Origin of the sequence: Micromonospora cynarisoli (assembly GCF_030518815.1) — a bacterium.
GTDB lineage: Bacteria > Actinomycetota > Actinomycetes > Mycobacteriales > Micromonosporaceae > Micromonospora > Micromonospora wenchangensis.
Window position 1 is genome coordinate 1,122,058 of the sequence record NZ_CP130426.1, and the last position, 21,747, is coordinate 1,143,804.

Annotated in this window: 25 protein-coding genes and 1 riboswitch; of the genes, 5 read left to right on the plus strand and 20 right to left on the minus strand. The window is 71.6% G+C overall.

The annotated features are described in order from the left end of the window. Nucleotides 1–5 precede the first annotated feature (5 nt). Nucleotides 6–899, plus strand: coding sequence for a bifunctional 5,10-methylenetetrahydrofolate dehydrogenase/5,10-methenyltetrahydrofolate cyclohydrolase (locus Q2K16_RS04555; RefSeq protein ID WP_302743730.1), 894 nt, complete (start codon nucleotides 6–8; stop codon nucleotides 897–899). A gap of 15 nt (nucleotides 900–914) precedes the next feature. Here Q2K16_RS04555 and Q2K16_RS04560 read toward each other — a convergent pair whose 3' ends face one another. Beyond that, nucleotides 915–1,694, minus strand: a complete 780-nt coding sequence (locus tag Q2K16_RS04560) for an endonuclease/exonuclease/phosphatase family protein (protein ID WP_302743732.1) — start codon at nucleotides 1,692–1,694, stop codon at nucleotides 915–917. 229 nt (nucleotides 1,695–1,923) lie between these two features. Here Q2K16_RS04560 and Q2K16_RS04565 point away from each other — a divergent pair, with 229 nt between their 5' ends. Next, entirely contained in the window at nucleotides 1,924–2,643 is a 720-nt protein-coding gene (locus Q2K16_RS04565; protein WP_302746367.1) for a sulfite exporter TauE/SafE family protein, read from the plus strand. A 42-nt stretch (nucleotides 2,644–2,685) separates the two neighbouring features. Here the strand turns inward: Q2K16_RS04565 and Q2K16_RS04570 are convergent, their stop codons facing one another. Then, a complete protein-coding gene (locus tag Q2K16_RS04570) occupies nucleotides 2,686–3,300 on the minus strand; it encodes a malonic semialdehyde reductase (RefSeq protein ID WP_302743733.1) in 615 nt (204 codons plus the stop codon). 96 nt (nucleotides 3,301–3,396) lie between these two features. Here Q2K16_RS04570 and Q2K16_RS04575 point away from each other — a divergent pair, with 96 nt between their 5' ends. Together Q2K16_RS04575 and Q2K16_RS04580 are read left to right on the plus strand one after the other, a co-directional pair. Then, the gene (locus Q2K16_RS04575) at nucleotides 3,397–3,744 is read left to right on the plus strand and encodes a winged helix-turn-helix transcriptional regulator (RefSeq protein ID WP_302743734.1); all 348 of its coding nucleotides are present in this window, start codon (nucleotides 3,397–3,399) and stop codon (nucleotides 3,742–3,744) included. A gap of 3 nt (nucleotides 3,745–3,747) precedes the next feature. After that, nucleotides 3,748–4,542, plus strand: coding sequence for a GNAT family N-acetyltransferase (locus Q2K16_RS04580; protein ID WP_302743735.1), 795 nt, complete (start codon nucleotides 3,748–3,750; stop codon nucleotides 4,540–4,542). On the opposite strand, the gene def is transcribed toward Q2K16_RS04580, so the two are convergent. The 3 genes from def to Q2K16_RS04595 are packed head-to-tail and all read right to left on the minus strand — an operon-like array spanning nucleotide 4,522 to nucleotide 7,048. Beyond that, the gene (gene def / locus Q2K16_RS04585) at nucleotides 4,522–5,031 is read right to left on the minus strand and encodes a peptide deformylase (RefSeq protein WP_302743736.1); all 510 of its coding nucleotides are present in this window, start codon (nucleotides 5,029–5,031) and stop codon (nucleotides 4,522–4,524) included. The two genes, Q2K16_RS04580 and def, sit on opposite strands and share 21 nt — an antisense overlap. A 10-nt stretch (nucleotides 5,032–5,041) precedes the next feature. Next, nucleotides 5,042–5,827 (minus strand): TetR/AcrR family transcriptional regulator, encoded by a 786-nt coding sequence (locus Q2K16_RS04590; protein WP_302743737.1) that lies wholly within the window; start codon nucleotides 5,825–5,827, stop codon nucleotides 5,042–5,044. Between the two features lie 9 nt (nucleotides 5,828–5,836). Next, nucleotides 5,837–7,048 (minus strand): chorismate-binding protein, encoded by a 1,212-nt coding sequence (locus Q2K16_RS04595; RefSeq protein WP_302743738.1) that lies wholly within the window; start codon nucleotides 7,046–7,048, stop codon nucleotides 5,837–5,839. A 123-nt stretch (nucleotides 7,049–7,171) separates the two neighbouring features. Here Q2K16_RS04595 and Q2K16_RS04600 point away from each other — a divergent pair, with 123 nt between their 5' ends. Then, nucleotides 7,172–7,372, plus strand: a complete 201-nt coding sequence (locus tag Q2K16_RS04600) for a DUF5999 family protein (protein WP_088647339.1) — start codon at nucleotides 7,172–7,174, stop codon at nucleotides 7,370–7,372. A gap of 117 nt (nucleotides 7,373–7,489) precedes the next feature. Here Q2K16_RS04600 and gcvP read toward each other — a convergent pair whose 3' ends face one another. The 15 genes from gcvP to Q2K16_RS04675 form a co-directional block, all read right to left on the minus strand. Next, entirely contained in the window at nucleotides 7,490–10,312 is a 2,823-nt protein-coding gene (gene gcvP, locus Q2K16_RS04605; protein ID WP_302743740.1) for an aminomethyl-transferring glycine dehydrogenase, read from the minus strand. A 79-nt stretch (nucleotides 10,313–10,391) separates the two neighbouring features. Further along, nucleotides 10,392–10,489, minus strand: a riboswitch (glycine riboswitch). A 66-nt stretch (nucleotides 10,490–10,555) separates the two neighbouring features. Then, on the minus strand, nucleotides 10,556–11,419 hold the full coding sequence (locus tag Q2K16_RS04610) for an NAD-dependent protein deacetylase (RefSeq protein ID WP_302743742.1): 864 nt from the start codon (nucleotides 11,417–11,419) through the stop codon (nucleotides 10,556–10,558). Between the two features lie 61 nt (nucleotides 11,420–11,480). Beyond that, complete coding sequence (locus Q2K16_RS04615) at nucleotides 11,481–12,119, minus strand: SPFH domain-containing protein (RefSeq protein ID WP_302743743.1); 639 nt, start codon at nucleotides 12,117–12,119, stop codon at nucleotides 11,481–11,483. Continuing rightward, nucleotides 12,116–13,345, minus strand: coding sequence for a globin domain-containing protein (locus Q2K16_RS04620; protein WP_302743745.1), 1,230 nt, complete (start codon nucleotides 13,343–13,345; stop codon nucleotides 12,116–12,118). Before Q2K16_RS04620 ends, Q2K16_RS04615 begins: the two co-directional genes overlap by 4 nt. Nucleotides 13,346–13,347: 2 nt before the next feature. After that, a complete protein-coding gene (locus Q2K16_RS04625) occupies nucleotides 13,348–14,550 on the minus strand; it encodes a nitric oxide synthase oxygenase (RefSeq protein ID WP_489671899.1) in 1,203 nt (400 codons plus the stop codon). 315 nt (nucleotides 14,551–14,865) lie between these two features. Next, nucleotides 14,866–15,465: a MerR family transcriptional regulator gene (locus tag Q2K16_RS04630; protein WP_302743747.1), complete on the minus strand. Its 600-nt coding sequence runs from the start codon at nucleotides 15,463–15,465 to the stop codon at nucleotides 14,866–14,868. A 176-nt stretch (nucleotides 15,466–15,641) separates the two neighbouring features. Beyond that, complete coding sequence (locus Q2K16_RS04635; RefSeq protein WP_302743748.1) at nucleotides 15,642–16,106, minus strand: bifunctional nuclease family protein; 465 nt, start codon at nucleotides 16,104–16,106, stop codon at nucleotides 15,642–15,644. A 179-nt stretch (nucleotides 16,107–16,285) separates the two neighbouring features. Beyond that, nucleotides 16,286–16,981: a transcriptional regulator FtsR gene (gene ftsR, locus Q2K16_RS04640; RefSeq protein WP_194823312.1), complete on the minus strand. Its 696-nt coding sequence runs from the start codon at nucleotides 16,979–16,981 to the stop codon at nucleotides 16,286–16,288. A 50-nt stretch (nucleotides 16,982–17,031) separates the two neighbouring features. Then, a complete protein-coding gene (gene odhI, locus Q2K16_RS04645) occupies nucleotides 17,032–17,484 on the minus strand; it encodes an oxoglutarate dehydrogenase inhibitor Odhl (RefSeq protein WP_067311506.1) in 453 nt (150 codons plus the stop codon). Nucleotides 17,485–17,700: 216 nt separating this feature from the next. Continuing rightward, nucleotides 17,701–18,081, minus strand: a complete 381-nt coding sequence (gcvH, locus tag Q2K16_RS04650; protein ID WP_302743751.1) for a glycine cleavage system protein GcvH — start codon at nucleotides 18,079–18,081, stop codon at nucleotides 17,701–17,703. A 54-nt stretch (nucleotides 18,082–18,135) separates the two neighbouring features. Further along, complete coding sequence (locus tag Q2K16_RS04655; RefSeq protein ID WP_302743752.1) at nucleotides 18,136–19,077, minus strand: DUF881 domain-containing protein; 942 nt, start codon at nucleotides 19,075–19,077, stop codon at nucleotides 18,136–18,138. A 9-nt stretch (nucleotides 19,078–19,086) separates the two neighbouring features. Further along, on the minus strand, nucleotides 19,087–19,419 hold the full coding sequence (locus Q2K16_RS04660) for a small basic family protein (RefSeq protein WP_067311500.1): 333 nt from the start codon (nucleotides 19,417–19,419) through the stop codon (nucleotides 19,087–19,089). After that, nucleotides 19,416–20,369, minus strand: coding sequence for a DUF881 domain-containing protein (locus tag Q2K16_RS04665; protein WP_302743753.1), 954 nt, complete (start codon nucleotides 20,367–20,369; stop codon nucleotides 19,416–19,418). Before Q2K16_RS04665 ends, Q2K16_RS04660 begins: the two co-directional genes overlap by 4 nt. After that, on the minus strand, nucleotides 20,366–20,998 hold the full coding sequence (clsA, locus tag Q2K16_RS04670; protein ID WP_302743755.1) for a cardiolipin synthase ClsA: 633 nt from the start codon (nucleotides 20,996–20,998) through the stop codon (nucleotides 20,366–20,368). The genes Q2K16_RS04665 and clsA overlap by 4 nt, the downstream gene beginning before the upstream one ends. A 278-nt stretch (nucleotides 20,999–21,276) precedes the next feature. Beyond that, complete coding sequence (locus tag Q2K16_RS04675) at nucleotides 21,277–21,747, minus strand: MarR family winged helix-turn-helix transcriptional regulator (RefSeq protein ID WP_302743756.1); 471 nt, start codon at nucleotides 21,745–21,747, stop codon at nucleotides 21,277–21,279.

The following is a 21,747-nucleotide window of genomic DNA, read 5'->3' on the forward strand; positions in this document are numbered from 1 at the left end:
GAGCCATGTCCGTCTCTTCTTCTTCTGCGTCGGGTGGTGCGGCGCGTCTGTTGCCGGGTAGGCCGGTGGCGGATCGGATTCTCGCCGAGGTCGCCGAGGGGGTGGCGGCGTTACGGGCGGCAGGTGTGGTGCCGGCGTTGGCGACGGTGCTGGTGGGTGACGACGATGCGAGCGCGGGCTACATCCGGATCAAGTCTCGGCAGGCGGCGGAGTTGGGGTTCGCGTCGCCGCATGTGCGGTTGCCGGCGTCGGCGACGCAGGCGGATCTGCACGGGGTGCTGCGGGATTTCAACGACGATGCCGGGGTGCATGCGGTGTTGGTGCAGCATCCGGTGCCGGGGCAGCTGGATTACGACCGGGCGTTGGAGGTGTTGGATCCGGATTCCGACGTGGACGGTATGCATCCGGTGAACCTGGGGCGGTTGGCGTTGGGGTTGCCGGGTCCGGTGCCGTGTACGCCGGCGGGGATCGAGGCGTTGTTGGCGTTCCACGGGGTGCCGGTGGCGGGGCGGGAGGTGGTGGTGCTGGGTCGGGGGGCGACGTTGGGGCGTCCGTTGGCGATGTTGTTGGCGCAGAAGCGGCCGACGGCGAATGCGGCGGTGACGGTGGTGCACACGGGGGTGGTGGACTGGCCGCGGTACACGCGGCGGGCGGAGATCCTGGTGGCGGCGGCGGGGGTGCCGGGGATCGTGCGGCCGGAGCATGTGCGTCCGGGTGCGGTGGTGGTGGGTGGTGGGGTGCGGTACGAGGGTCGGCGGTTGTTGCCGGATGTGGACGAGTCGTGTGCGCGGGTGGCGGGGGCGATCACGCCGCGGGTGGGTGGGGTGGGTCCGACGACGGTGGCGATGTTGTTCCGTAACGCGTTGCGGGCGGCGCAGCGGGCTGCGGGGTGGGGGTGACCGGGTGGGGGCGGGTCAGCCGAGGTCGACGATGAGGGGTCGGTGGTCGGAGATGGTGGAGCGGGGGGTGGCGGTGGCGGTGACCGGGGGTAGCCGGTGCCGGTCGTGGGGGTCGGCGAGGATGTGGTCGAGTTGGACGCGGGGTGCGGTGGCGGGGTAGGTGGGGCGGCGGGCGAGGGGGTGCCAGCCGGTGAGGAGGCGGGCGGGGCCGGCGGGGAGGTTGAGGTCGCCGAGGAGGATGCGGGGGGCGGGTAGGGCGCGTAGGGCGCGGACGACGCGACGGAGTTGGTGGGCGTTCCAGCCGGGGACGAAGGAGAGGTGGGTGGCGGCGGCGGTGAGGGGGCCGTGGGGGGTGTCGAGGACGGCGGCGAGGACGACGCGGGGTTCGTCGCGTAGGAGGATGAGGCCGCCGCCGGGGCCGGGGGTGTGGAGGGGTGAGCGGACGGGTGCGGGGTTGAGGCGGGTGACGTGCCAGCTGCGGACGGGGTGGCGGCTGATCAGGCCGATGCCGTAGCAGGGTTCGCCGTGGCCGTCGTCGTCGTGGCGGAGGGGGCGGAAGTGTTCGCCTGGGGTGCCGACGACGGCGGCGGCGAAGCGGTGTTCGGGGGCGTCGAGGGCGTGGGCGGCGATGGTGGTGAGGTCGTGGTGGCCGCTGCGGGACTGGTCGCGGTCGACTTCCTGGAGGGCGAGGATGTCGGCGTCGAGGGCGTGGACGGCGGTGGTGAGGCGGTCGGGGTCGACGAGTCCGTCGGTCAGGGAGCGGCCGTGGAGCAGGTTGAAGGTGGCCAGGCGCACGTGTGCACCCTACGTGGCGTGGGACAGTTGCTGGATGGTCAAGTTGTTGTGTTGTTCGGTGCTGGTGTTCGTGGCGGTGGGTGTGGTGGGGGTGTGGTTGCGGGGGCGGCGGGGGCGGTGAGGTGGGCCACTCGGGTGGGTGGGTGGCCGGGTGGGGTGGGGAGAATGGCCGGCCGTGGATCCTGTGTCGTTGACGACTCTGTTGGCTGCGGCTGCCCTGGCGGGGTGGGTGGATGCGGTGGTGGGTGGGGGTGGGTTGTTGTTGTTGCCGGCGTTGTTGGTGGCGGCGCCGGGGGTGCCGGTGGCGACGGCGTTGGGGACGAACAAGTTGGCGGCGATCGCGGGTACGTCGACGGCGGCGGTGACGTTCGCGCGGCGGACGCGTGTGGATTGGGGGGTGGCGGGTCCGGCGGCGGTGTTGGCGGTGGGGTGTGCGGGGGTGGGGGCGGTGTTGGCGGGTTCGGTGCCGGCGGGGGCGTACCGGCCGGTGGTGTTGGGGGTGTTGGTGGTGGTGGCGTTGTTCGTGGTGTTGCGGCCGCGGTTGGGGACGGTGGCGGTGCCGCGGCGGCGGACGCGGGGGCGGGTGGTGGCTGCGGTGGTGGTGGCGGGGGTGGGTGTCGCGCTGTATGACGGGTTGGTCGGGCCGGGTACGGGGACGTTTCTGGTGGTGGCGTTCACGGTGTTGGTGGGGGCGGATTTTCTGCACGGGTCGGCGATGGCGAAGGTGGTGAACGCGGGGACGAATCTGGGGGCGTTGGTGGTGTTTGCGGTGACGGGGCACGTGTGGTGGTGGTTGGGGTTGGCGATGGCGGTGTGCAATGTGGCGGGGGCGGCGGTGGGGGCGCGGATGGCGTTGCGGCGGGGTGCGGGGTTCGTGCGGGTGGTGTTGCTGGTGGTGGTGTTGGCGTTGGTGGCGCGGTTGGGTTACGACCAGTGGCTGGCCGGCTGAGCGGGTGCTCGGCGAGCCAGCCACTGGTGGGTTCGGGGTGGTTCAGGCGTGTCGGACGACGGTGTCGTAGTCGAGTCGGGGCAGCCGGGGGTGCCAGGCGTCGGGGCCGGGGTGGCCGATGTTGACCAGGAGTAGGGACTTCCAGCCGGTGTCGGTGAAGAATTCGTTGTCGACGCCGGCGGGGTCGAATCCGCCCATGGGTCCCGCGGCGAGGCCGGCGGCGCGGACGGCGAGGAGGAAGTAGCCGACCTGGAGGCCGGCGTTGAACCTGGCCATGGCGTCGCGGGTGGTGGGGTCGGCGGCGAAGTGTTCGCGCATGCCGGGGCGGATGGGGAAGACGGTGTCGAGGTGTTCGTGGAAGTCGGTGTCGGCGGCGAGGACGGCGACGACGGGGGCGGTGGCGGTCTTGGCGCGGTTGCCGTCGGCGACGTGGGTGAGGAGGCGGTCGCGGCCTTCGCCGGGGCGGACGAACAGCACGCGCAGGGGTTGGACGTTCATGGCGGTGGGTGGGTACTTGGCGAGGTCGAAGATGGCGCGGAGTTGTTCGTCGCTGACGGGGGTGTCGGTGAAGGTGTTGGCGGTGCGGGCTTCGGTGAACAGTTGGGCCTGGGCGTGGGGGTCGAGGGTGATCAGGTGGTCGGGCAGTACGTCGGTCATGGTGTCCTCCGGTCGGATCGCGGTTGCTGCGACTACGGTAGCAGCTAGTTTTTTCGAAGTGGCTACGGTGAGTTGAAGACCACGTATGCTGGGACGATGACGACGTGCTCCCCGACCGAAGGCGGGCCCCGCGCCTGTCCCGGGGGGCTGTCCCGGGCGTTCGCGTTCCTCGGCAAGCGGTGGAACGGCATGATCCTGGGCACCCTCGCCCAGGGGCCGGCGGGCTTCGCCGAGCTGGCGCGGGCGCTGCCGGGCATCAGTGAGTCGGTGCTGTCGGACCGGCTCGGTGAGCTGGCCCGGGTCGGCCTGGTCAGCCGCACGGTGCGGGAGGGGCCACCGCTGGGTGTCAGCTACCAGTTGACCGGGCGGGGCGCGGCCCTGCTGCCGGCGCTTGACGAGTTGGCCCGGTGGGCCGACGAGAACCTTCCCTCGGGTCGTTGCTGACCGGTGCCGGTCCGCGCCGAACACGACCGTGCCGTGCTGGCGGCGCTGTTGCGCCGTGATCCGGTGCTGCACGCCTACCAGTTGGGTGACCTGGACGACTTCTTCTGGCCGTACACGTCGTGGTTCCGGCGGGACGACCAGGTCGTGCTGCTGTACCACGGGGCCGCCGAGCCGGTGCTGCTGGCGTTCGCCGCGCAGCGGGACGGCGCGGCCATGGCGGCGCTGCTCGACGAGGTGGCCCCGGTGCTGCCGGCCCGGCTGTACGCGCACCTGTCCCCCGGTCTGGAGCGGGTCCTGGCGGGCCGGTACGTCGTCACCCCGGCGGGGGCGCACCTGCGGATGGCGTTGACCGACCCGGGGCGGCTGGCCGGTGTCGCCGCGCTGGGTGAGGTGCTCGGCGCGGCGGACCTGCCGGCGTTGCGGGACCTGTATGCGGTGGCGTACCCGGGGAACTGGTTCGACGCGCGGATGCTCGACACCGGCCACTACGTGGGGGTACGCGAGGGGGACGCCCTGGTGGCGGTCGCCGGGGTGCACGTGTGGTCGCCGACGTACCGGGTGGCCGCGGTGGGGAACGTGACCACCCGTCCGGCGGTGCGGGGGCGGGGTCTGGGCGCTCGGGTGGTCGCCGCGTTGTGTGCCCGGCTGGCCGCGAGCGTCGACCACGTGACGTTGAACGTGCGGGCCGACAATGCGGTGGCAGTGCGCCTCTACGAACGGTTGGGGTTCACCCGGGTCGCCGGGTTCGGTGAGTTCTCGTTGGCCGTCGGGTCGGGGTCAGCGGTGGCGGCGGGGTGAGTCGAACCGGCCGGCGCGGATCTCCCGCAGGGCCTTGCGGCGGACGTCGCCGCGCAGGGTGTCGACGTAGAGCCGGCCGGCGAGGTGGTCGGTCTCGTGTTGCAGGGCGCGGGCGAGGAATCCGCTGCCGGAGATGGTCAGCGGGTCGCCGTGCCGGTCGACGCCGTGCACGGTGGCGTGCAGGGCGCGGCGGGTCGGGAAGTACAGGCCGGGGATGGACAGGCAGCCCTCGTCGTCGTCCTGGGTGTCGTCGGACAGTTCGATGGTGGGGTTGATCAGGTGTCCCCGGTGGCCGTCGGCGTCGTAGACGAACACCTGGGCGTCGACGCCGATCTGGGGGGCGGCGACGCCGGCCCGGCCGGGTTCGCCGGTGAGGGTGTCCATCAGGTCGTCGACGAGCTGGTGCAGGGCGGTGTCGAAGCGGGTCACCGGGGTGCAGGCGGTGCGCAGGACGGGGTCACCAATGATCCGGATCGGGCGTACGGTCATGTCCGGAAGGCTATCGGGGGGTTACCGGCGGCGGTGACCCGGCGCACCGGTCGGCGATCAGGGCGGCGATCCCGTCGAGGACGCGGGCCAGGCCGAACTCGAAGGCGCGGGTCGGGTCGGTGGCGGCCTGGTACTCCTGCCCGGCGGCGGCGCCGACGCGGGCGGCGGTGGGGAACCGGGTCGGGTCCATGACCTTCTCCAGGTAGGGGGCGTGGGCGTGCCACCACTGTTCGTCGGTGAGGCCGGTGCGGCCGGTGGCCTGGGCGGCCTCCACCGCGCCGCGTACCGCGCCGTGGACGTAGGAGTCGACGAGGGTGACCACGGCGTCCATCTCCAGGTCGGTCAGGCCGGTGCCCTCGACGGCGCGTAGTTCGTAGTCGTAGCGGGCGGTGACCTGGGGGCCCAGCGGGGGGCGGGTGGTGGCGACCTGCAACAGCCACGGGTGGCGCAGGTACAGCGCCCAGTTGTCCCGGGCGATGCGTTCCAGGCGACCGCGCCAGCCGCCGGGGACGTCGGCGGGGCGGGGGGTTTCGCCGTGCACGGTGTCGAGCATGACGTCCAGCAGTTCCCCCTTGCCGGGCACGTGGGTGTAGAGGGACATGGTGCCGACGCCGAGGCGTTCGGCGACCCGGCGCATGGACAGCGCGGCGAGGCCCTCGGCGTCGGCGACGTCGATGGCGGCCCGGACGATCTGGTCGACGCCGAGGTCGCCGCTGCGGCTGCTCCTCTCGCGGGTGCGCCAGAGCAGGGCGAGGCTGCGGGCGGGGTCGCCGGTGCCGCTGTACTCGACGTGCATGCCGTCACCCTAACGGCCCGGGTGTGGTCGGCCGGCGGCGAGCAGGGCCCGTACCGGGGCGGCCTTGGCGGCGGCCTCGGCGACCTCGGCGGCGGGGTCGCTGTCCCAGGTGATGCCGCCGCCGGCCCACAGGTGCAGCCGGTCGTGATCGGCGGCGGCGGTGCGGATGGTCAGGCCCAGGTCGAGGTGGCCGGGGCCGATCCAGCCGAACGCGCCCATGCCGGCGCCCCGGCCGACGGGTTCCACGGCGGCGATCAGCGCCAGCGCGGCGTGTTTGGGCGCGCCGGTGACCGAGCCGCCGGGGCAGGTGGCGCGCAGCAGGTCGGTCAGGCCGGTCCCGTCGGCGAGGGTCGCCGACACGGTCGACTCGGCCTGCCACAGGTCACACCAGCGGCGGACGGTGAACAGGTCGTCGACGGTCACCGAGCCGGTGCGGGCGATGCGGGCGAGGTCGTTGCGTTCCAGGTCGACGATCATGATGTGTTCGGCGCGTTCCTTGGCGGAGGCGAGCAGGTCGCGGCGGCCGGCCGGGGTGGCGGGGCGGGTGCCCTTGATGGGGCGGGTGACGATCCGGCCGTCGTGCACGGCGACGAGGGTCTCCGGTGAGGCGCAGCCGATGCTCCAGCCGTCGCCGTGCAGGGTGCCGCCGTAGCGGGCGCCGGGCAGGCCGGCGAGGCGGGCCAGGGCGGGCCGGGGGTCGCCGGTGTAGGTGGCGGCGGCGTGGCCGACCACGTTGACCTGGTAGACGTCGCCGCGGCCGATGGCGGCGCGGACGGCGCGGACGGCGTCGGCGTGCTGGCTGGTGGTCCAGCTGTCCCGCCAGGGGCCGACCCGCAGCCGGTCGGGGGCGGGTCCGGTGGGGGGTGGGCGGCGGGTGCCGTGGTCGTAGACGACGACGGCGACGTCGGGAAGGGTGGGCACGGGGCTGGCGGGGCCGGTGGGTGCGCCGGCCATCCGGGCGCCGGCGGCGGCGGAGACGAACAGGGCGGCGCCGCAGGGGCCGTCGGTGCGGTGGGTCGCCGGGCGGGTCAGGTCGTCGACGGGCAGGCCGTGGGCGGTGAGGAAGTCGGTGATCTGTACGGCGGGGTCGCCACCGTCGGTGACGTGCCACAGGTAGCGGTCCCGTTCGACGAGCACGCTGCGGCAGGGGGCCGGTACTGCGGGTACGTCGACCGGCACCGTTGGGAGCGTTTCCACGCCGGGTGGCTGATTCTTCCTCATCCGTTCAGCGGATTTCCGGGCAACATGGCGGAAGGCCGCTCGATCCGATGCGCGGTCCCTTGGTACTGTGCGTCACTGGTCATGTGAACCATGACACAGTGCCCCCACAGTCCGGAGAACCCGATGTGCCAGCACCAGATCCCCTGTCCCTCCGCCGAAGCGACCGACCGGGACGCCGCCCGGGTCATCGCCTGCTTCCCTGAGCAGGGCTGGAGCCTGCTCTGCAACGGTGTCATCGTCTTCGAGGACACCGGTGAACTCCTCCCTGACGGCAGCACCATCGCCCCGCACCGCGGGCCGGCCCGGCACGCCCTCGTCGCCTGACCCGGTCACGATGCGTCGGCGTCGCCGACCTGTCGCACCAGGCTAGCCCCCACGCAGGGGCCGCCCTCCCCCGGTCGCCGCACCGGGGCGGCACGACCGCCGCCCCGGCACCGCTCCTCAGTCCTGGAACGCCTCCGGCGCCGGGCACGAACACACCAGGTTCCGGTCGCCGTACGCGCCGTCGACGCGCCGCACCGGCGGCCAGTACTTCCCCACCGGGTCCACCCCGGCCGGGTACGCGCCCACCGACCGCGGATACGGGTGCGGCCACTGGTCCCCGGACACCATCGCCGCGGTGTGCGGGGCGTTGCTCAGCGGGTTGTCCCCCGCCGGCCACCGCCCCGACGCCACCTCGTCGATCTCCGCCCGGATCGCGATCATCGCGGCACAGAACCGGTCCAGCTCGGCCAGGTCCTCACTCTCGGTCGGCTCCACCATCAGCGTCCCCGCCACCGGGAACGACATCGTCGGCGCGTGGAACCCGTAGTCGATCAGCCGCTTCGCGACGTCGTCGACACTCACCCCGGTCGCCTTCGACAACGGCCGCAGATCCAGGATGCACTCGTGCGCCACCAGGCCCTTGTTGCCGGCGTACAGCACCGGGAAGTGGTCCCGCAGCCGCACCGCCACGTAGTTCGCGGCCAGCACCGCCGCCCCTGTCGCCCGGGCCAGCCCTGCCGCGCCCATCATCCGCAGGTACGCCCACGGGATCGGCAGGATGCCCGCCGACCCGTAGCGGGCCGCCGAGATCGCCGCCGCACCGGTCGCCCGCTCACCTGTCGGGTCACCCGGCAGGTACGCCGCCAGGTGTTCCCGCACCGCCACCGGCCCCACCCCCGGCCCGCCGCCGCCGTGCGGGATGCAGAACGTCTTGTGCAGGTTCAGGTGCGACACGTCCGCCCCGAACCGGCCCGGCTTGGCGAACCCGACCAGCGCGTTGAGGTTCGCCCCGTCGACGTACACCTGCCCGCCGGCGTCGTGGACCTTCGCGCACAGCGACGCGATGCCCGTCTCGTACACCCCGTGCGTCGACGGGTACGTCACCATGATCGCCGCGAGAGCGTCCCGATGCTTGTCGATCTTCGCGTCGAGGTCGACCAGGTCGACGTTGCCGTCGGCGTCGCAGCCGACCACCACCACCCGCATCCCGGCCATCACCGCCGACGCGGCGTTCGTGCCGTGCGCCGACGACGGGATCAGACACACGTCCCGGTGACCGTCACCCCGGTCCCGGTGGTACGCGCGGATCGCCAACAACCCGGCCAGTTCACCCTGCGACCCGGCGTTGGGCTGCACACTGACCGCGTCGTAGCCGGTCACCTCCGCCAGCCACCCCTCCAACTGCCCGATCAGCTCCCGGTAACCGGCGGTCTGCTCCGGCGGGGCGAACGGGTGCAGGTGGGCGAACTCCGGCCAGGTCACCGGCTCCATCTCGGTGGTCGCGTTCAGTTTCATCGTGCACGACCCCAACGGGATCATGCCCCGGTCCAGGGCGTAGTCGAAGTCCGCCAGCCGACGCAGGTACCGCAGCATCGCCGTCTCCGAGTGGTGGCTGCGGAACACCGGATGGGTCAGGAGATCGGTGTCCCGCGCCAACCCGGCCGGCACCGCCTCCTCGACGTCACCGACGACCGGGTCCACCCCGAACGCCTCCCACACCACCGCCAGGTGCTCCCCGGTGGTCGTCTCGTCGCAGGACACCCCCACCCGGTCGGCGTCGACCAGCCGCAGGTTCACCCCCCGCTCCCGCGCCGCCACCACCACCCGCTGCGCCCGACCCGGCACCACCGCCGTCACCGTGTCGAAGAACACCCCGTCGGCGACCTCGACGCCACCGGCACGCAGCCCCGCCGCCAACCGCAGCGCCATCGACCGGGTCCGACGGGCGATCCGCCGCAGCCCGTCCGGCCCGTGGTAGACGGCGTACATGCCCGCCATCACCGCCAGCAGCACCTGCGCCGTGCAGATGTTGCTGGTCGCCTTCTCCCGCCGGATGTGCTGCTCCCGCGTCTGCAACGCCAACCGGTACGCCGGCTCACCGGCCGCGTCCCGGGACACCCCGACCAGCCGGCCCGGCAGCATCCGCTCCAACCCGGCCCGCACCGCCAGGTAACCGGCGTGCGGCCCACCGAAGCCCATCGGCACCCCGAACCGTTGCGTGGTGCCCGCCGCGATGTCCACCCCGATCCGCCCCGGCGCACGCAGCAGCGTCAACGCCAACAGGTCCGCCGCCACCGTCACCAACGCGCCCACCGCGTGCGCCGCCGCCACCAACGGCGCATGGTCCCGCACCAGCCCCGACGCCCCCGGATACTGCAGGTGCAGGCCGAAGAACTCCGCCGGCAACTCCTGCGTCTCCAGGTCGACCACCCGCACCTCGATACCCAACGGTTCGGCCCGGCCGCACAGCACCGCGACGGTCTGCGGCAACGCGTCGGCGTCGACCACGTACACCGTGCTGCGGCTCTTCGACGCCCGCCGCGCCAACGTCATCGCCTCCGCCGCCGCGGTCGCCTCGTCGAGCATCGACGCGTTCGCCGTCGCCAGGCCGGTCAGGTCCGTCACCATCGTCTGGAAGTTCAGCAGCGCCTCCAACCGGCCCTGACTGATCTCCGGCTGGTACGGCGTGTACGCCGTGTACCAGGCCGGGTTCTCCAGCACGTTACGGCGGATCACCGCCGGGGTGTGGGTGCCGTGGTAGCCCAGGCCGATCATCGACACCGCCACCGTGTTCCGGGACGCCAACGCCCGCAACTGCGCGATCGCCTCCCGTTCGGTGGCCGGCGCCGGCAGATCCAACGTCCCGTGCCAGCGGATCACCTCGGGAATCGCCGCGTCCATCAGCTCGTCGATCGACCCGTAGCCGACGGCCTCCAACATGCGGCGCTCGTCGTGCGGACCGGGACCGATGTGCCGGTCGGCGAACTGCTCTACGGTCATGCGTGACGCTCCTGACTCAGGCGGCGAGGTCGACGGATCGGCCTCCCCCTGAGTCACGCCACAGGGCGCTCCACAGTGCCTGCCCGTCGCGGTCCTTCTGCCTGAGAGGTTCCGGGGAGAATCTGCCCCTTCGGCGCCGCCCGGATACTGCTGGGCGATCTCTCCCGCGCGGGTGGTGTCGGCACGGTCAACGCTACCAGCGCCCCCGTTACCGGCGGATGTCGTCCCCCGCCCGCGCGGATGTCAGCCGGCCGGCACCAGGCCCGACCCGGGTGGCACGACCGCCGCCACCCGGTCGGCGAGCGCCGGCAGGAACCGCCCCAACGGGGCGTCCACCCGCAGCGACGCATACCCGTCACCACGGGTGACACCCTGGTTGGCGATCACCACCGGAATGCCCGACTTCGCCGCCCGCAGCACGAACCGCCGCCCCGACAACACCGTCAACGACGACCCCAGCACCAGCACCGCCCGCGCCGCGTCGACCATCGCGAAACACCGCGCCACCCGCGCCGCGGGCACCGCCTCCCCGAAGAACACCACGTCCGGCTTCAGCATCCCCGCGCCACAACACCCGCAGTCGACCATCCGGAACGCGGCCACCCGGGCATCGTCGAGATCCACGTCACCATCCGGATTCACCACCGCGACGGTCGCGTCGAAACCCGGATTCGCCGCCACCAGCCGCCGGTCCAGCTCCGCCCGGGACGTACGGTCACCGCAGCGCAGACACACCACCGTGTCCAGGCGGCCGTGCAACTCCACCACCCGCCCGCTACCCGCCGCCGTGTGCAGACCGTCGACGTTCTGCGTGATCACCCCGTCGACCAGACCGGCGTCCTGCAACCGGGCCACCGCCCGGTGCCCGTCGTTCGGCGTCGCCCCCACGATCGTGCGCCACCCCAGGTGACTCCGCGCCCAGTAGCGTCGCCGCGCCGCCGGGTCCCCGACGAACGCCTGATACGTCATCGGCGTGTGCCGGCGGGCCGCACCCGTCGGCCCCCGGTAGTCGGGGATACCCGACTCGGTGGACAGGCCCGCCCCGCTCAACACCACGACCCCACCGGCCGCCACCAGGGCGGCCACCGCGTCGATCGTCTCCGTCACCCGTCCATGCTGCCTCAACCACCCCACCGGCGGCGACCCACCCACCGGTGGCCGGCGCGGTTCAACCGCCCAGCACCGCCCGCAACTGGGCGCTCGCCCCACCGGCCGCCGCCGCGTCGGCCCGCAACTGGTCCGACTGCGCCGCAAGATACGACTGCCACCTGTTCAACTGCTGCTGCGCCGCCGCGACCGCCGCCAACGCCGCCGCGTGCCGCTCCTCCAACACCTGCAACTTCCCCGCCAACTCCGGCGACGGACCAGCAGCCGGCGACGGACCCGCCGCGCCCACCTCACCGGCCCGCCGGTGCGCCTCGGCGATGATCTCCTCGGCCTGCCGCCGCGCATCGGCGATGATCTCCGCGCCCTCCGCGCTGGCCTCACCGATCGTCCGGTTCGCCTCGTCCTGCGCCCGCATCGCCAACTCGACAGTCATCGGGTCCGGGCCCTGCGGCGCGGTGCTCGGCAACGTCCCGTGCCGCAGCATCTCCACCTGGCTCAGCAGCCCCTGGTTCTCCCGCCGCTGCCGCTCCAACTCCGCCGTCAGCAACCCGATCCGCTCATCGGCCGCCCGCGCCACCGCCTCGACCTCGACGGCGGACAACCAGTGGCTGCCCCGGAACCGCCGTTCCTCCAACACCGACAACTGGCGGGCGATCTCACCCTGTTCGGCCCCGACCCGGTCGGAGTGGTCGACGCTCATCGGGCACCTGTCCCACTGAAGTCGCGCGGGCCCACGGCACCGGCCTCGGCGAGCGGCGGATAGAGAGAATGATCGTAGCTCTCCGTCAGGATCTGCTCCGGCGCCACACCCGAACGCACCAGGATCCCCACCGTGTCCCGGGTCATCTCCGGACTCCCGCACACCAGGATCTCCGTGTCCGCCCACGGCCCCAACCGCACCGCCGTGTCACCCGCCCGACCGATCGCCCCCTGCCATCCCCACCCCGTCTCCACCGTCGGCACATACCGCAACCAACCCGTGCCCCCATGCTGCCAACCCGCCGCCGGGGGCATCGCCGCCAACCGCGACACCGCCGCCTCGTCGTACAGGTCGTCCGGGGTACGACCCCCCATCACCAACGTCGTACGCCGCCCCGCGCCCTGCTGCACCGCCTCCACCACCGCCCGCAACGGCGCCAACCCCGTCCCCCCGGCGATCAACAACAACGGCAGGTGCGGCGACCGGTCGTACGACGACAACGCCGTCCCCGTCGGATGCCCCAACAACAACCGCTCACCGGCCCGCAACCGGCGCACCAGATGCGTGGAGAACCGGCCCGCCGCCCGCACGTGGAACTCGATCGTCCCGTCCGCCCGCGGCGCGTTCGCCGGCGACAGGTACCGCCACGTCCGCAACTGCGGCACCTGCACCGGCAACGACTGCCCCGGCCGGTAGTTGCACAGATAGTTCGGACGCACCGTGAACACCACGATGTCGGCGCGACGACGCTCCGCCGTCACCACCTCCGCCTCCCAGTGCGGCGGCGAGGACCGCTCCGCCTCCGCCGCCCCGTCGAGCATCATCTTCGCCACCAGCTCGTACGCCGTCGCCCACTGCGCCCGCAACGCCGGCGTGAAGTACGGGCCGAGGAAACGCTCCAACGTGGCCAGCAACGCCTGACCCACCCAGATGTAGTGCCGCTCCCCCAACACCACCGGATTGCCCCGCTGGTCCTGACCGTGGAACCGCCGATGATCGGCACCCAACCGCTGCGCGAACGCCGTCAACGCGTCCGGATCGTCCAAACTGGTGATGATGTGCCCCAACGCCGCCAGGAGCTTGTCCTCCTGGTACTGCATGTTCGTCGGGAACATCGACCGCGTCTCCGGCGCCACCACGAACAACGTGGCATAGAAATACTTCGCCGCCTCCGGCCCGGCAGCGGAGAACTGGCTCCAACTCTGGCGCAACGCCGCGTTGTCCATCGTCAGTCCTCCTGCGCGCGAGCCACGTCATGACGCTCACGCAACGTCATCGCCACCACACCATCCGGGTCGTAAACGCGGTCAGTCTGCCAGAGATTCGGATTCGGGACCCGGGTGTCGTAGTAACGGTGATGCACCGCATGCAACGCCGCCCACCCCACACTCCCGTTCAACCACGACCAGTCACCGTGCACCGGCCGACCCGCCCGCTCCTCCTGCGCACAGAACTTCATGAACAACTCCGACTCGGTGTGCGGATCGGACACCCGCACCCCCGCCACCCGGAACGAGTGCAGCACCGCCTGGTTCAACACCAGCGCCGCATGCTCCCGCCACAGGGTGTCCTCCCGCGACGTGTCCAACCCCAACCCCGCCGCCACCACCGGCAACTGGTCGTACCGCTCCCGGTCGCCCATGTTCCGGGTCCCGATCTCGTCACCCAGATAGTGACCGTTGAACGGCGCGCAACTGTAGTCGACCCCACCGATACGCAGACGCATGTTACTGATCACCGGCAGCGCATGCCAACGCAGCATCAGATCCGCGAACCACGGATGGTCCGGATGGCTCAACGCCACCTCCCGCACCAACTCCCGCGGCACCTCCCACACCGACGGCGACTCGTGCGCCGTCTCGATCACCCACGGCAACAGGTCGAACCGACCAGGCACCGGCGGCGGACGCCACCCCAACCGGCGGGCCGCCCGCACCATCGCCACCTGCGCCGGATCACCCAACACCCCACCATCGGCCCGCACATGACCGCAGTAACGGACCAACTGGTCGTTCCAGATCCGCGCCCGCGGACCCACCCCCGGCCGGTCCGGCGCGAACACCGTGATCACCGACTGGATCCGACCCCCGTTGTCCCCGGCCGCCAGATGCGCCGACAACTCCTGCGCGATCCCCGCCGCCGTCGTCACGTGCCGCCGGTCCCGCACCCGCAAACCCGCCCACCGCACCCGACCCACACACCGCGCCGACTGCCGCCACGCCACCTTCGCCCCGTACACCAACTCCTCCCCGGTGTGCCGGTAGGAGCCGGTCAACGCGACCTCCTCACGCACCTCCGCCAGCCGCGCCGCCAACCCCGGCAACCGCCGCTCGGCGTGCAACGCCTCCAGGAACTCCGTCGCCTCGGCCAGCACGTCCCCGGCGGAGCCGACCGGCTCGGCAGGCGACGCGGCGGTGACCGGGCAACGCAACTCGGCGGCATGATCGGCGACAGCACCACCGGCCCGCACGGAACCCAGGCCGACATAGTGATCGATGTGCACTTCGGTTCGTTTCCCGTCCTCGGCGGGAGCACGGATGCGACCCCCGCACCATGCTCCACGCATCAGCTCGACGCCACCACCAACCGTCACTCACCGTGACCTGATCGGTGTCTCTGGTGATCGCCCTGGACAGGATTCCTGGCCGAACCACACCTGTCAACAACAGCGCTCCATCCCGGAACGTCCCTTATGGCATGACGACGCCGCGACCGGAACCCGGCCGCGGCGTCCACACCACCCCGATCAACCCGCCCGACGCCGCGCCCGCCGCGCCGCCAACTCGTCACCCACCACCCCCGACGACACACCCTCCTGCGCCGCCGGAACCACCTCACCACCACCCGGCACCGCCGGCTCCGCCGGCAGATGCGACAACGAACCCTGGATCTCCTTGAACGCCCCACCGATCGCGATCCCGAACACCCCCTGACCACCCTGCAACAGATCCACCACCTCCTCCGGGGACCGGCACTCGTACACCGTCGTCCCGTCCGAGATCAGCGTGATCCCCGCCAGATCCTCCACCCCCCGCGACCGCAACGCCTCGATCGCCTTACGGATGTTCTGCAACGACACCCCGGCGTCCAGCAACCGCTTCACGACCTTCAACACCACCAGATCGCGGAACGAGTACAACCGCGACGTACCCGAACCCGACGCGTCCCGCACACTCGGCACCACCAGCGTCGTCCGCGCCCAGTAGTCCAACTGGCGGTAACTGATCCCCGCCGCATGACAGGCCGTCACACCCCGGTACCCGACCGCGCCGTCACCCTCCAACGGCACCGACGACACCGACTCGCCCCGCTCCACACCTGGCTCAGGCTCCCGTGGCTCGTGCATCCCGACAACCTCCCCGTCAGTGCGGTAACACGCCGGTGCCACCGACGCACACCCCTCGACACGGCAACCCTAACGCCGCACCAAGGGGTTACCACGGAGAAACCGCCGCGACACGCCGCGCGACGACACACCACACCACCGGCATCGCCACCGCGACACCCACCACGAAGCCACGATCAGCCCGCGAAATCCTCCGGACGCACCTGCTCCAGGAACTCCCGGAACTTCTCCACCTCATCCTCCTGCTCGTCGGGAATCACGATCCCCGCCTCACTGAGGACCTGCTCCGCACAACGAATAGGCGCACCCACCCGCAACGCCAACGCGATCGAATCACTCGGCCGGGCCGACACCCGCACCCCGTCACCCAGCAACAGATCAGCGTAGAAGACGTTCTCCTTCAACTCGGTGATCTCCACCGCCCGCAACGGCGCCTGCAACGCCGCCAGCACGTCCCGCAACAAATCATGCGTCAACGGCCGGGCCGGTTTGACCCCCTGCTGCTCATAGGCGATGGCCGTGGCCTCGACCGCACCGATCCAGATCGGCAGATAGCGGTCGCCCTCGACCTCCCTGAGCAGGACGATCGGTTGGTTGTTGGGCAGCTCCACCCGAACCCCGACCACGCTCAGCTCGCGCACCGCCGCCTCCGTGTCGTTGTCGCCTACACCCGCACCGCGCCCCGTCCCTGCACGGTACACGGACCGCGACACGGCCGTCCCCACCGCACCAGCCCCGCACCGCGCCGGAAAAGGGTTACCCCGGCAAGCCTACGGCACGCTTCCCGGGGCAGAACCTTCCGCACACACCAACCGAACCGTCACCGACCCAACGTCGACCGCAACCCCACCCGCACCAACGCCGCATGCAACTGCTGCGACAACGCCACCAACTCCCGCGCCGTCTCCGCCGCCCGCGCCCGCGCCGCCGGATCGGACTGCCGCGCCAACGGCGCCACCAACTGCGCGAACAAACCCACCTCACGATCCGCCGACGACCGGTAACCCCGCAGATGACGAGGCTCCAACCCGTACGCCGCCAAACCCGCCACCGCCCGCGCGATGATCAACGCATCCGCGTCGTACCACCCCGGCGGATCCGGCACCAACACCCCCAGCCGCTCCAACTCACCCAACGTCGACTCGGCGATCCCACTACGCGCCACCAGATCGGCCCGCCCGAGCCGCACCTGCGACTCAGGCTCCTCCGCCGACCGGCCCGGCACCTCACCACCGGGACCCACCGCCACCAACGTCGGCCGCTGCCGACCCGGCGTCTCCTCACCACCGTCCCACTGCGCCAACTGCTCACGAATCACCCGCAACGGCAGATACTGATCACGCTGCGCAGTCAACACGAACCGCAACCGGGCCACATCATCCCAGCTGTACTTCCGGTACCCCGCCGCCGTCCGCTGCGGCTCCACCAGACCCTCGGCCTCAAGGAACCGCAACTTCGAAATCGTGACGTCCGGAAACTCCACCCGCAGCTGACCCAACACCTCACCGATACTCATCAGCGGGTGCGACCGGGCCGCCCCGGACGGCATGGAGGCCGCAGGCTCGTTCACCCCCGGCCGGCCTCCTCCTCCGGGCGAGGACCGGCGATGAACACCACCCGGAACTTACCGATCTGCACCTCGTCACCATTGCTCAACGTGGCAGCCTCCACCCGCTCCCGGTTCACGTAGGTGCCGTTCAGACTCCCCACGTCCCGTACCGTGAACGTCCCGGAATCCCGATGGAACTCCGCATGCCGCCGCGACACCGTCACATCGTCCAGGAAGATGTCACTGTCCGGATGCCGGCCACTCGTCGTCACATCATGGTCCAACAGGAACCGGGCACCCGCATTCGGGCCCCGACGAACCACCAGCAGCGCCATCCCCGGCGGCAACGAGCCGGACATCCGACTCGGCACCACATCGGTGTCCGGACCCTCCAGCACTTCGTCCAACGAACCGAGATTGAGCGTCGAAGTGACGTCGAGCGGGGGGAACTCGTCGCCTGGGCGCGTCATGGGACCACCTCACGGATCAGTTTCGGTCAGCACAGGATAACGGTGGGTACGGCCCCCGGGAAGATCACCCGACGGCTGGCTCCCCCTGCCCAGGAAGGCAATTACCCAACGCTGCACCAATTTGGGGTTCTCGGTCGACTGGGCGAGCCTAGCCAGCGCCGAAATGCAGGGCAACCGGACGCGCGGCAGAAACACCCACGCCCGGCACGACACCACTCAGCTCTCGGTGAGCTCACGGTACGCGTCAGCGGTCAACAACCCGTCCACCGCCGCCGGGTCCGCCGGCACGATCTCCACCAACCAACCCGCACCGTACGGATCAGAATTGATCACCTCAGGAGTGTCGGCCAACGCCTCGTTGCGCGCCGACACCGTCCCACTCACCGGCGCGTAGATCTCCGACACACTCTTGGTCGACTCGATCTCACCCAACGACTCACCGGCCTCCACCACCGCACCGGCGTCCGGCAACTGGACGAACACGATGTCACCCAGCGCATCCTGCGCGAACTGGGTGACACCCACCCGGACGTTACCGCCCTCGGCACCCACCACCCACTCGTGCTCGGCGGTGTAACGCAGATCCTCAGGAATCACCAGCGCGTCCCTCATCCATCGGTGCACCGGGACCACCCGGCGCGGCCGCGCCGGTCAGGAGACCGGACGGGCGTGTTCCAGCTTCAACGGCGCGTGTAGCGCCGAAACCTCGGCCACCTCACGTTCCTCGACGCTCACGTTACCGCCGTCACCGCGAACCGATGCGGCCACCCCGCCCGGAATGTTCAACGCGGTACGCATCGTCTCCGGATCACCGATCACCGTGATCGTGTACGGACCCGTCAACGGCCGCCCGTCCACCACCAACACGTCCCCCGCCCCGTCCAGGAAGTACGTCGAAGCGATGATCCGCGCCGACGCCCGATCCCCACCCGAGATCTGCATCGCCTCCGCACCCGCACCCCGCAACTCCTGCACCGCATCCAACACCCGGTCCGCCCGGATCGGCTTGCCACCCGGCTCGAACCGCACCGCCAACCCCGGCCCCCGCGCCGGCAACGTACCCGCCAGGATGCCCAACTCGTCGGCCCGCTTCGTCGCCTCCTCCAACGCCGCCTGCCGACCCTGCTCACCCGAACGCAACTGCCGCTGACTGTCCTCCAGGCCCTCGATGTCCTGCTGCAGACGCTTCTCCCGGGAATCCAGATCCGAGAAGATCCGCACCAGATCCTCCTGCCGGGTCGCCGCCAACGTCGGGTCCGTCGAGGTCGTCTTCAACTGCACCACCAACGTGAACCCCAACAACGCCAGCAACGTCGCGATCATCACCCCCGCCGGAGACACCCTCCGCCCCGCCGCACCCGCCGCCGGACCCTCAACCGCCTCCGCCGACGCCGCCTCCGCCAGGTTCACCGTCGCACCGTCGTCGCCACCCGACTCCGCCGGCTGCTCCCGGGGCGCCTCCTCCGGCACCAACGGACTCAACTCGTCCGCATCCGGCGCGTCCGGCCGCGGATCAGGCTCAACCTCCGGGCCCGCAGGCTCCACCGGCTGCTGCGGCCACCCGGTACCCGTCTCCCGATGCTCGTCGCTCACGACACCAACCTACGCCCGGAACAGGTGCCGACGGATCGCCGCCACGTTCCCGAAGATCCGCACCCCCAACACGACCACCACACCCGTGGACAACTGCCCACCCACCCCCAACTGGTCACCCAGATACACGATCAGACCCGCCACCAACACGTTCGAGATGAACGACACCACGAACTGCTTGTCGTCGAAGATCCGATCCAGCTTCGCCCGCACCCCACCGAAGACGGCGTCCAGCGCGGCCACCACAGCGATCGGCAGGTACGGCTGCAACGCCGCCGGCACCGTCGGATCGAGATAGATCCCCAGCACCACACCGGCGAGCAACGCCAGCACCGCGATCATCGGACACCTCCGGAGGGGCGGGAAGACGAACCAGGACCGGACGACCCGGCACCGGACGAACGAACAGCACCCGAACCCGCAGGCGACGGACTCGGACTGACCGACGGCTGCGCGTAGCGTAGCCGTGGCTCCGGCGCAGCCGGCAACGTGAGGCCCCCGGCCCGGCGCACCTCGAACGACAACCCGGTGTCCCGGGCCACCCGACGCATCAGATACGCCGACCGGCTGTCGTCGAACCGGTCCCGCAACGACCGCGGCCCGATCGCCGACACCTCGTACGGGCTGGTCACCGGCCGGAAGTCCACCAGGATCGCCGCCCCCGCCGAACGGATCGTCGACGTCGCCGTCAACCGCTGCCCGTTGATCGCGATCGCCTCCGCGCCCGAGGCCCACAAGTCGTTGGCGACCTTCTGCAGATCCGAGTAGATCACCCGCGGCGGACCCGCCGCCGAGTCACCGTTGACCGCGCCGTCGTCCTGCACCGCGGCATCGGCCAACTTCACCACCACCCCGTCACCACGCACCCGGCCGAGCCCGGTGCCCGCCTCCAGGTTGCGCAACCGGGCCGCCTGCGAACCACTCAACGCCGCGTCCCGCTGCCGACCGACCTCCTCGCGCAGCCGCGCCGCCCGCGCCGTCATCGCGTCGGTCTCCGCCTCCCGCTGCTTGATCTGCGTGATCAACGCGGCCCGCGCCTGACTGCGGCTCGGCTCGTCGGCCATCGTCTCCCGGTACGCCACCGCGAACAGGAACCCCACCGCGGCGACCACCACGACCGCCACCGCCCGCGCGGACGCGCCCCGCCACCCGGCGTCCGACGCCGGGGCCTGCCGCCGCCGGGCCGCCGCGTCGGCGTAACCCGGGTCCAGCGGGTTCTGGAACAGCTCGGTGAGGAAGTCCGGGGCGAACAACCGCACCGGCCGCTTCGACCCGTCCCCCGACGCGCTCACGTGGCGGCCCCCCGCCGGGCCGCGCGGACCAGCCGGGCCGCCTGCACCACGTACATCGCGCCGGCCACCCAGTACAGCACCAGGCCCCACCAGGCCAGCCCCCAGCCGACGGCCGCGGCGGTCGTCGCCGTCACCGACGTGGTCGCCGCCGCCAGCAGCAGGACCGGGAACGCGGCCAGCAGCAGGAACGTAGCGGTCTTGCCGACGTAGTGCACCGGGGGCGGCCCGTAAGCGTGCCGGCGCAGCACCGCCAACGAACCGAGCAGGAGCAGCTCCCGGGCCAGCAGCGCCGCCGTGAACTGCCACGGCACCACCTCGCGGGCGGTGAAGGCGAGCAGCGTGGCGAGGATGTAGAGCCGGTCGGCCAGCGGGTCGAGCAGCTCGCCCAGGCGGCTGACCTGCCCCAGCCGGCGGGCGATCCAGCCGTCCACCCAGTCGGAGGTGCCGCCGACGGCGAGCACCACGATCGCCGCCACGTCCGCCTCCACGACCAGGAACAGCCAGAGGAACAGGGGTACGCCGAGCAGCCGGACGAGGCTGATCAGGTTCGGCAGCGTCAGCACCCGGTCGGCGCTGGCGTCACCGCCCGGTCCGCGCGGATGCTCTGCCCGAGCCGGCCGACGTGACACCGAACCTCCCCCCGCAGCACGATCCGGGTGCCCGCATGGGCACCACGGTCAGCCGTGCGCTTACCGGACCGGCGCTCACCGGTGTCTCGGTGATCCCGGGCCGGGACCTCCCCCTGGTGTGGTCCGGGACGCTCGACACCCCGGGCCGGCAGCCACTATATCGGGCGCGTACGGCTGTCCCGGCGGGGCGCGCGTTCGCTGGGGTGGTCTGACGTTGTGTGTGGTGCGTCACCACCGCTAAGGCATCCTAGGATAATGGTGAAAGGGGGCGCGGCGGGTCACGCGGTACGGGCGGTGGTGTCGGGCTGCGCGGTGGACGTGCCCGAGGCCGCCGCCTGGCCGAACGCCAGCAGCGCCAGCAGCAGCTCGTGCTGGGCCCGGGGCGGCATCCGGTCCAGCACCGCCTGCACCGCCCGGTGCCGGCGCTCCCGCAGCTCGGTCAGCAGGGTCACCGCCGCGGCGGTGAGCACCAGCCGCACCTCCCGCCGGTCCCTGGGGTCCGGGGTCCGGCGCAGCAACCCGGTCGCCTCCAGCCGGTCACAGAGCCGGCTGGCCGACGAGGGCACCACGTCGAGCAGCTCGGCCAGCCCGTTGACGTTCGTCTCCGGCCGGTCCCGGATCAGCGCCAGCACCCGCAGCTGGGTCGGCGGGACCGCCACCTGGTGGCGGGAGGTGGCCGAATCGAGCACGCCGACGAACGCCTCGGCCGCGGCATCGATCGCCGCAGCAAGATCCGGAGGTCGATCCAC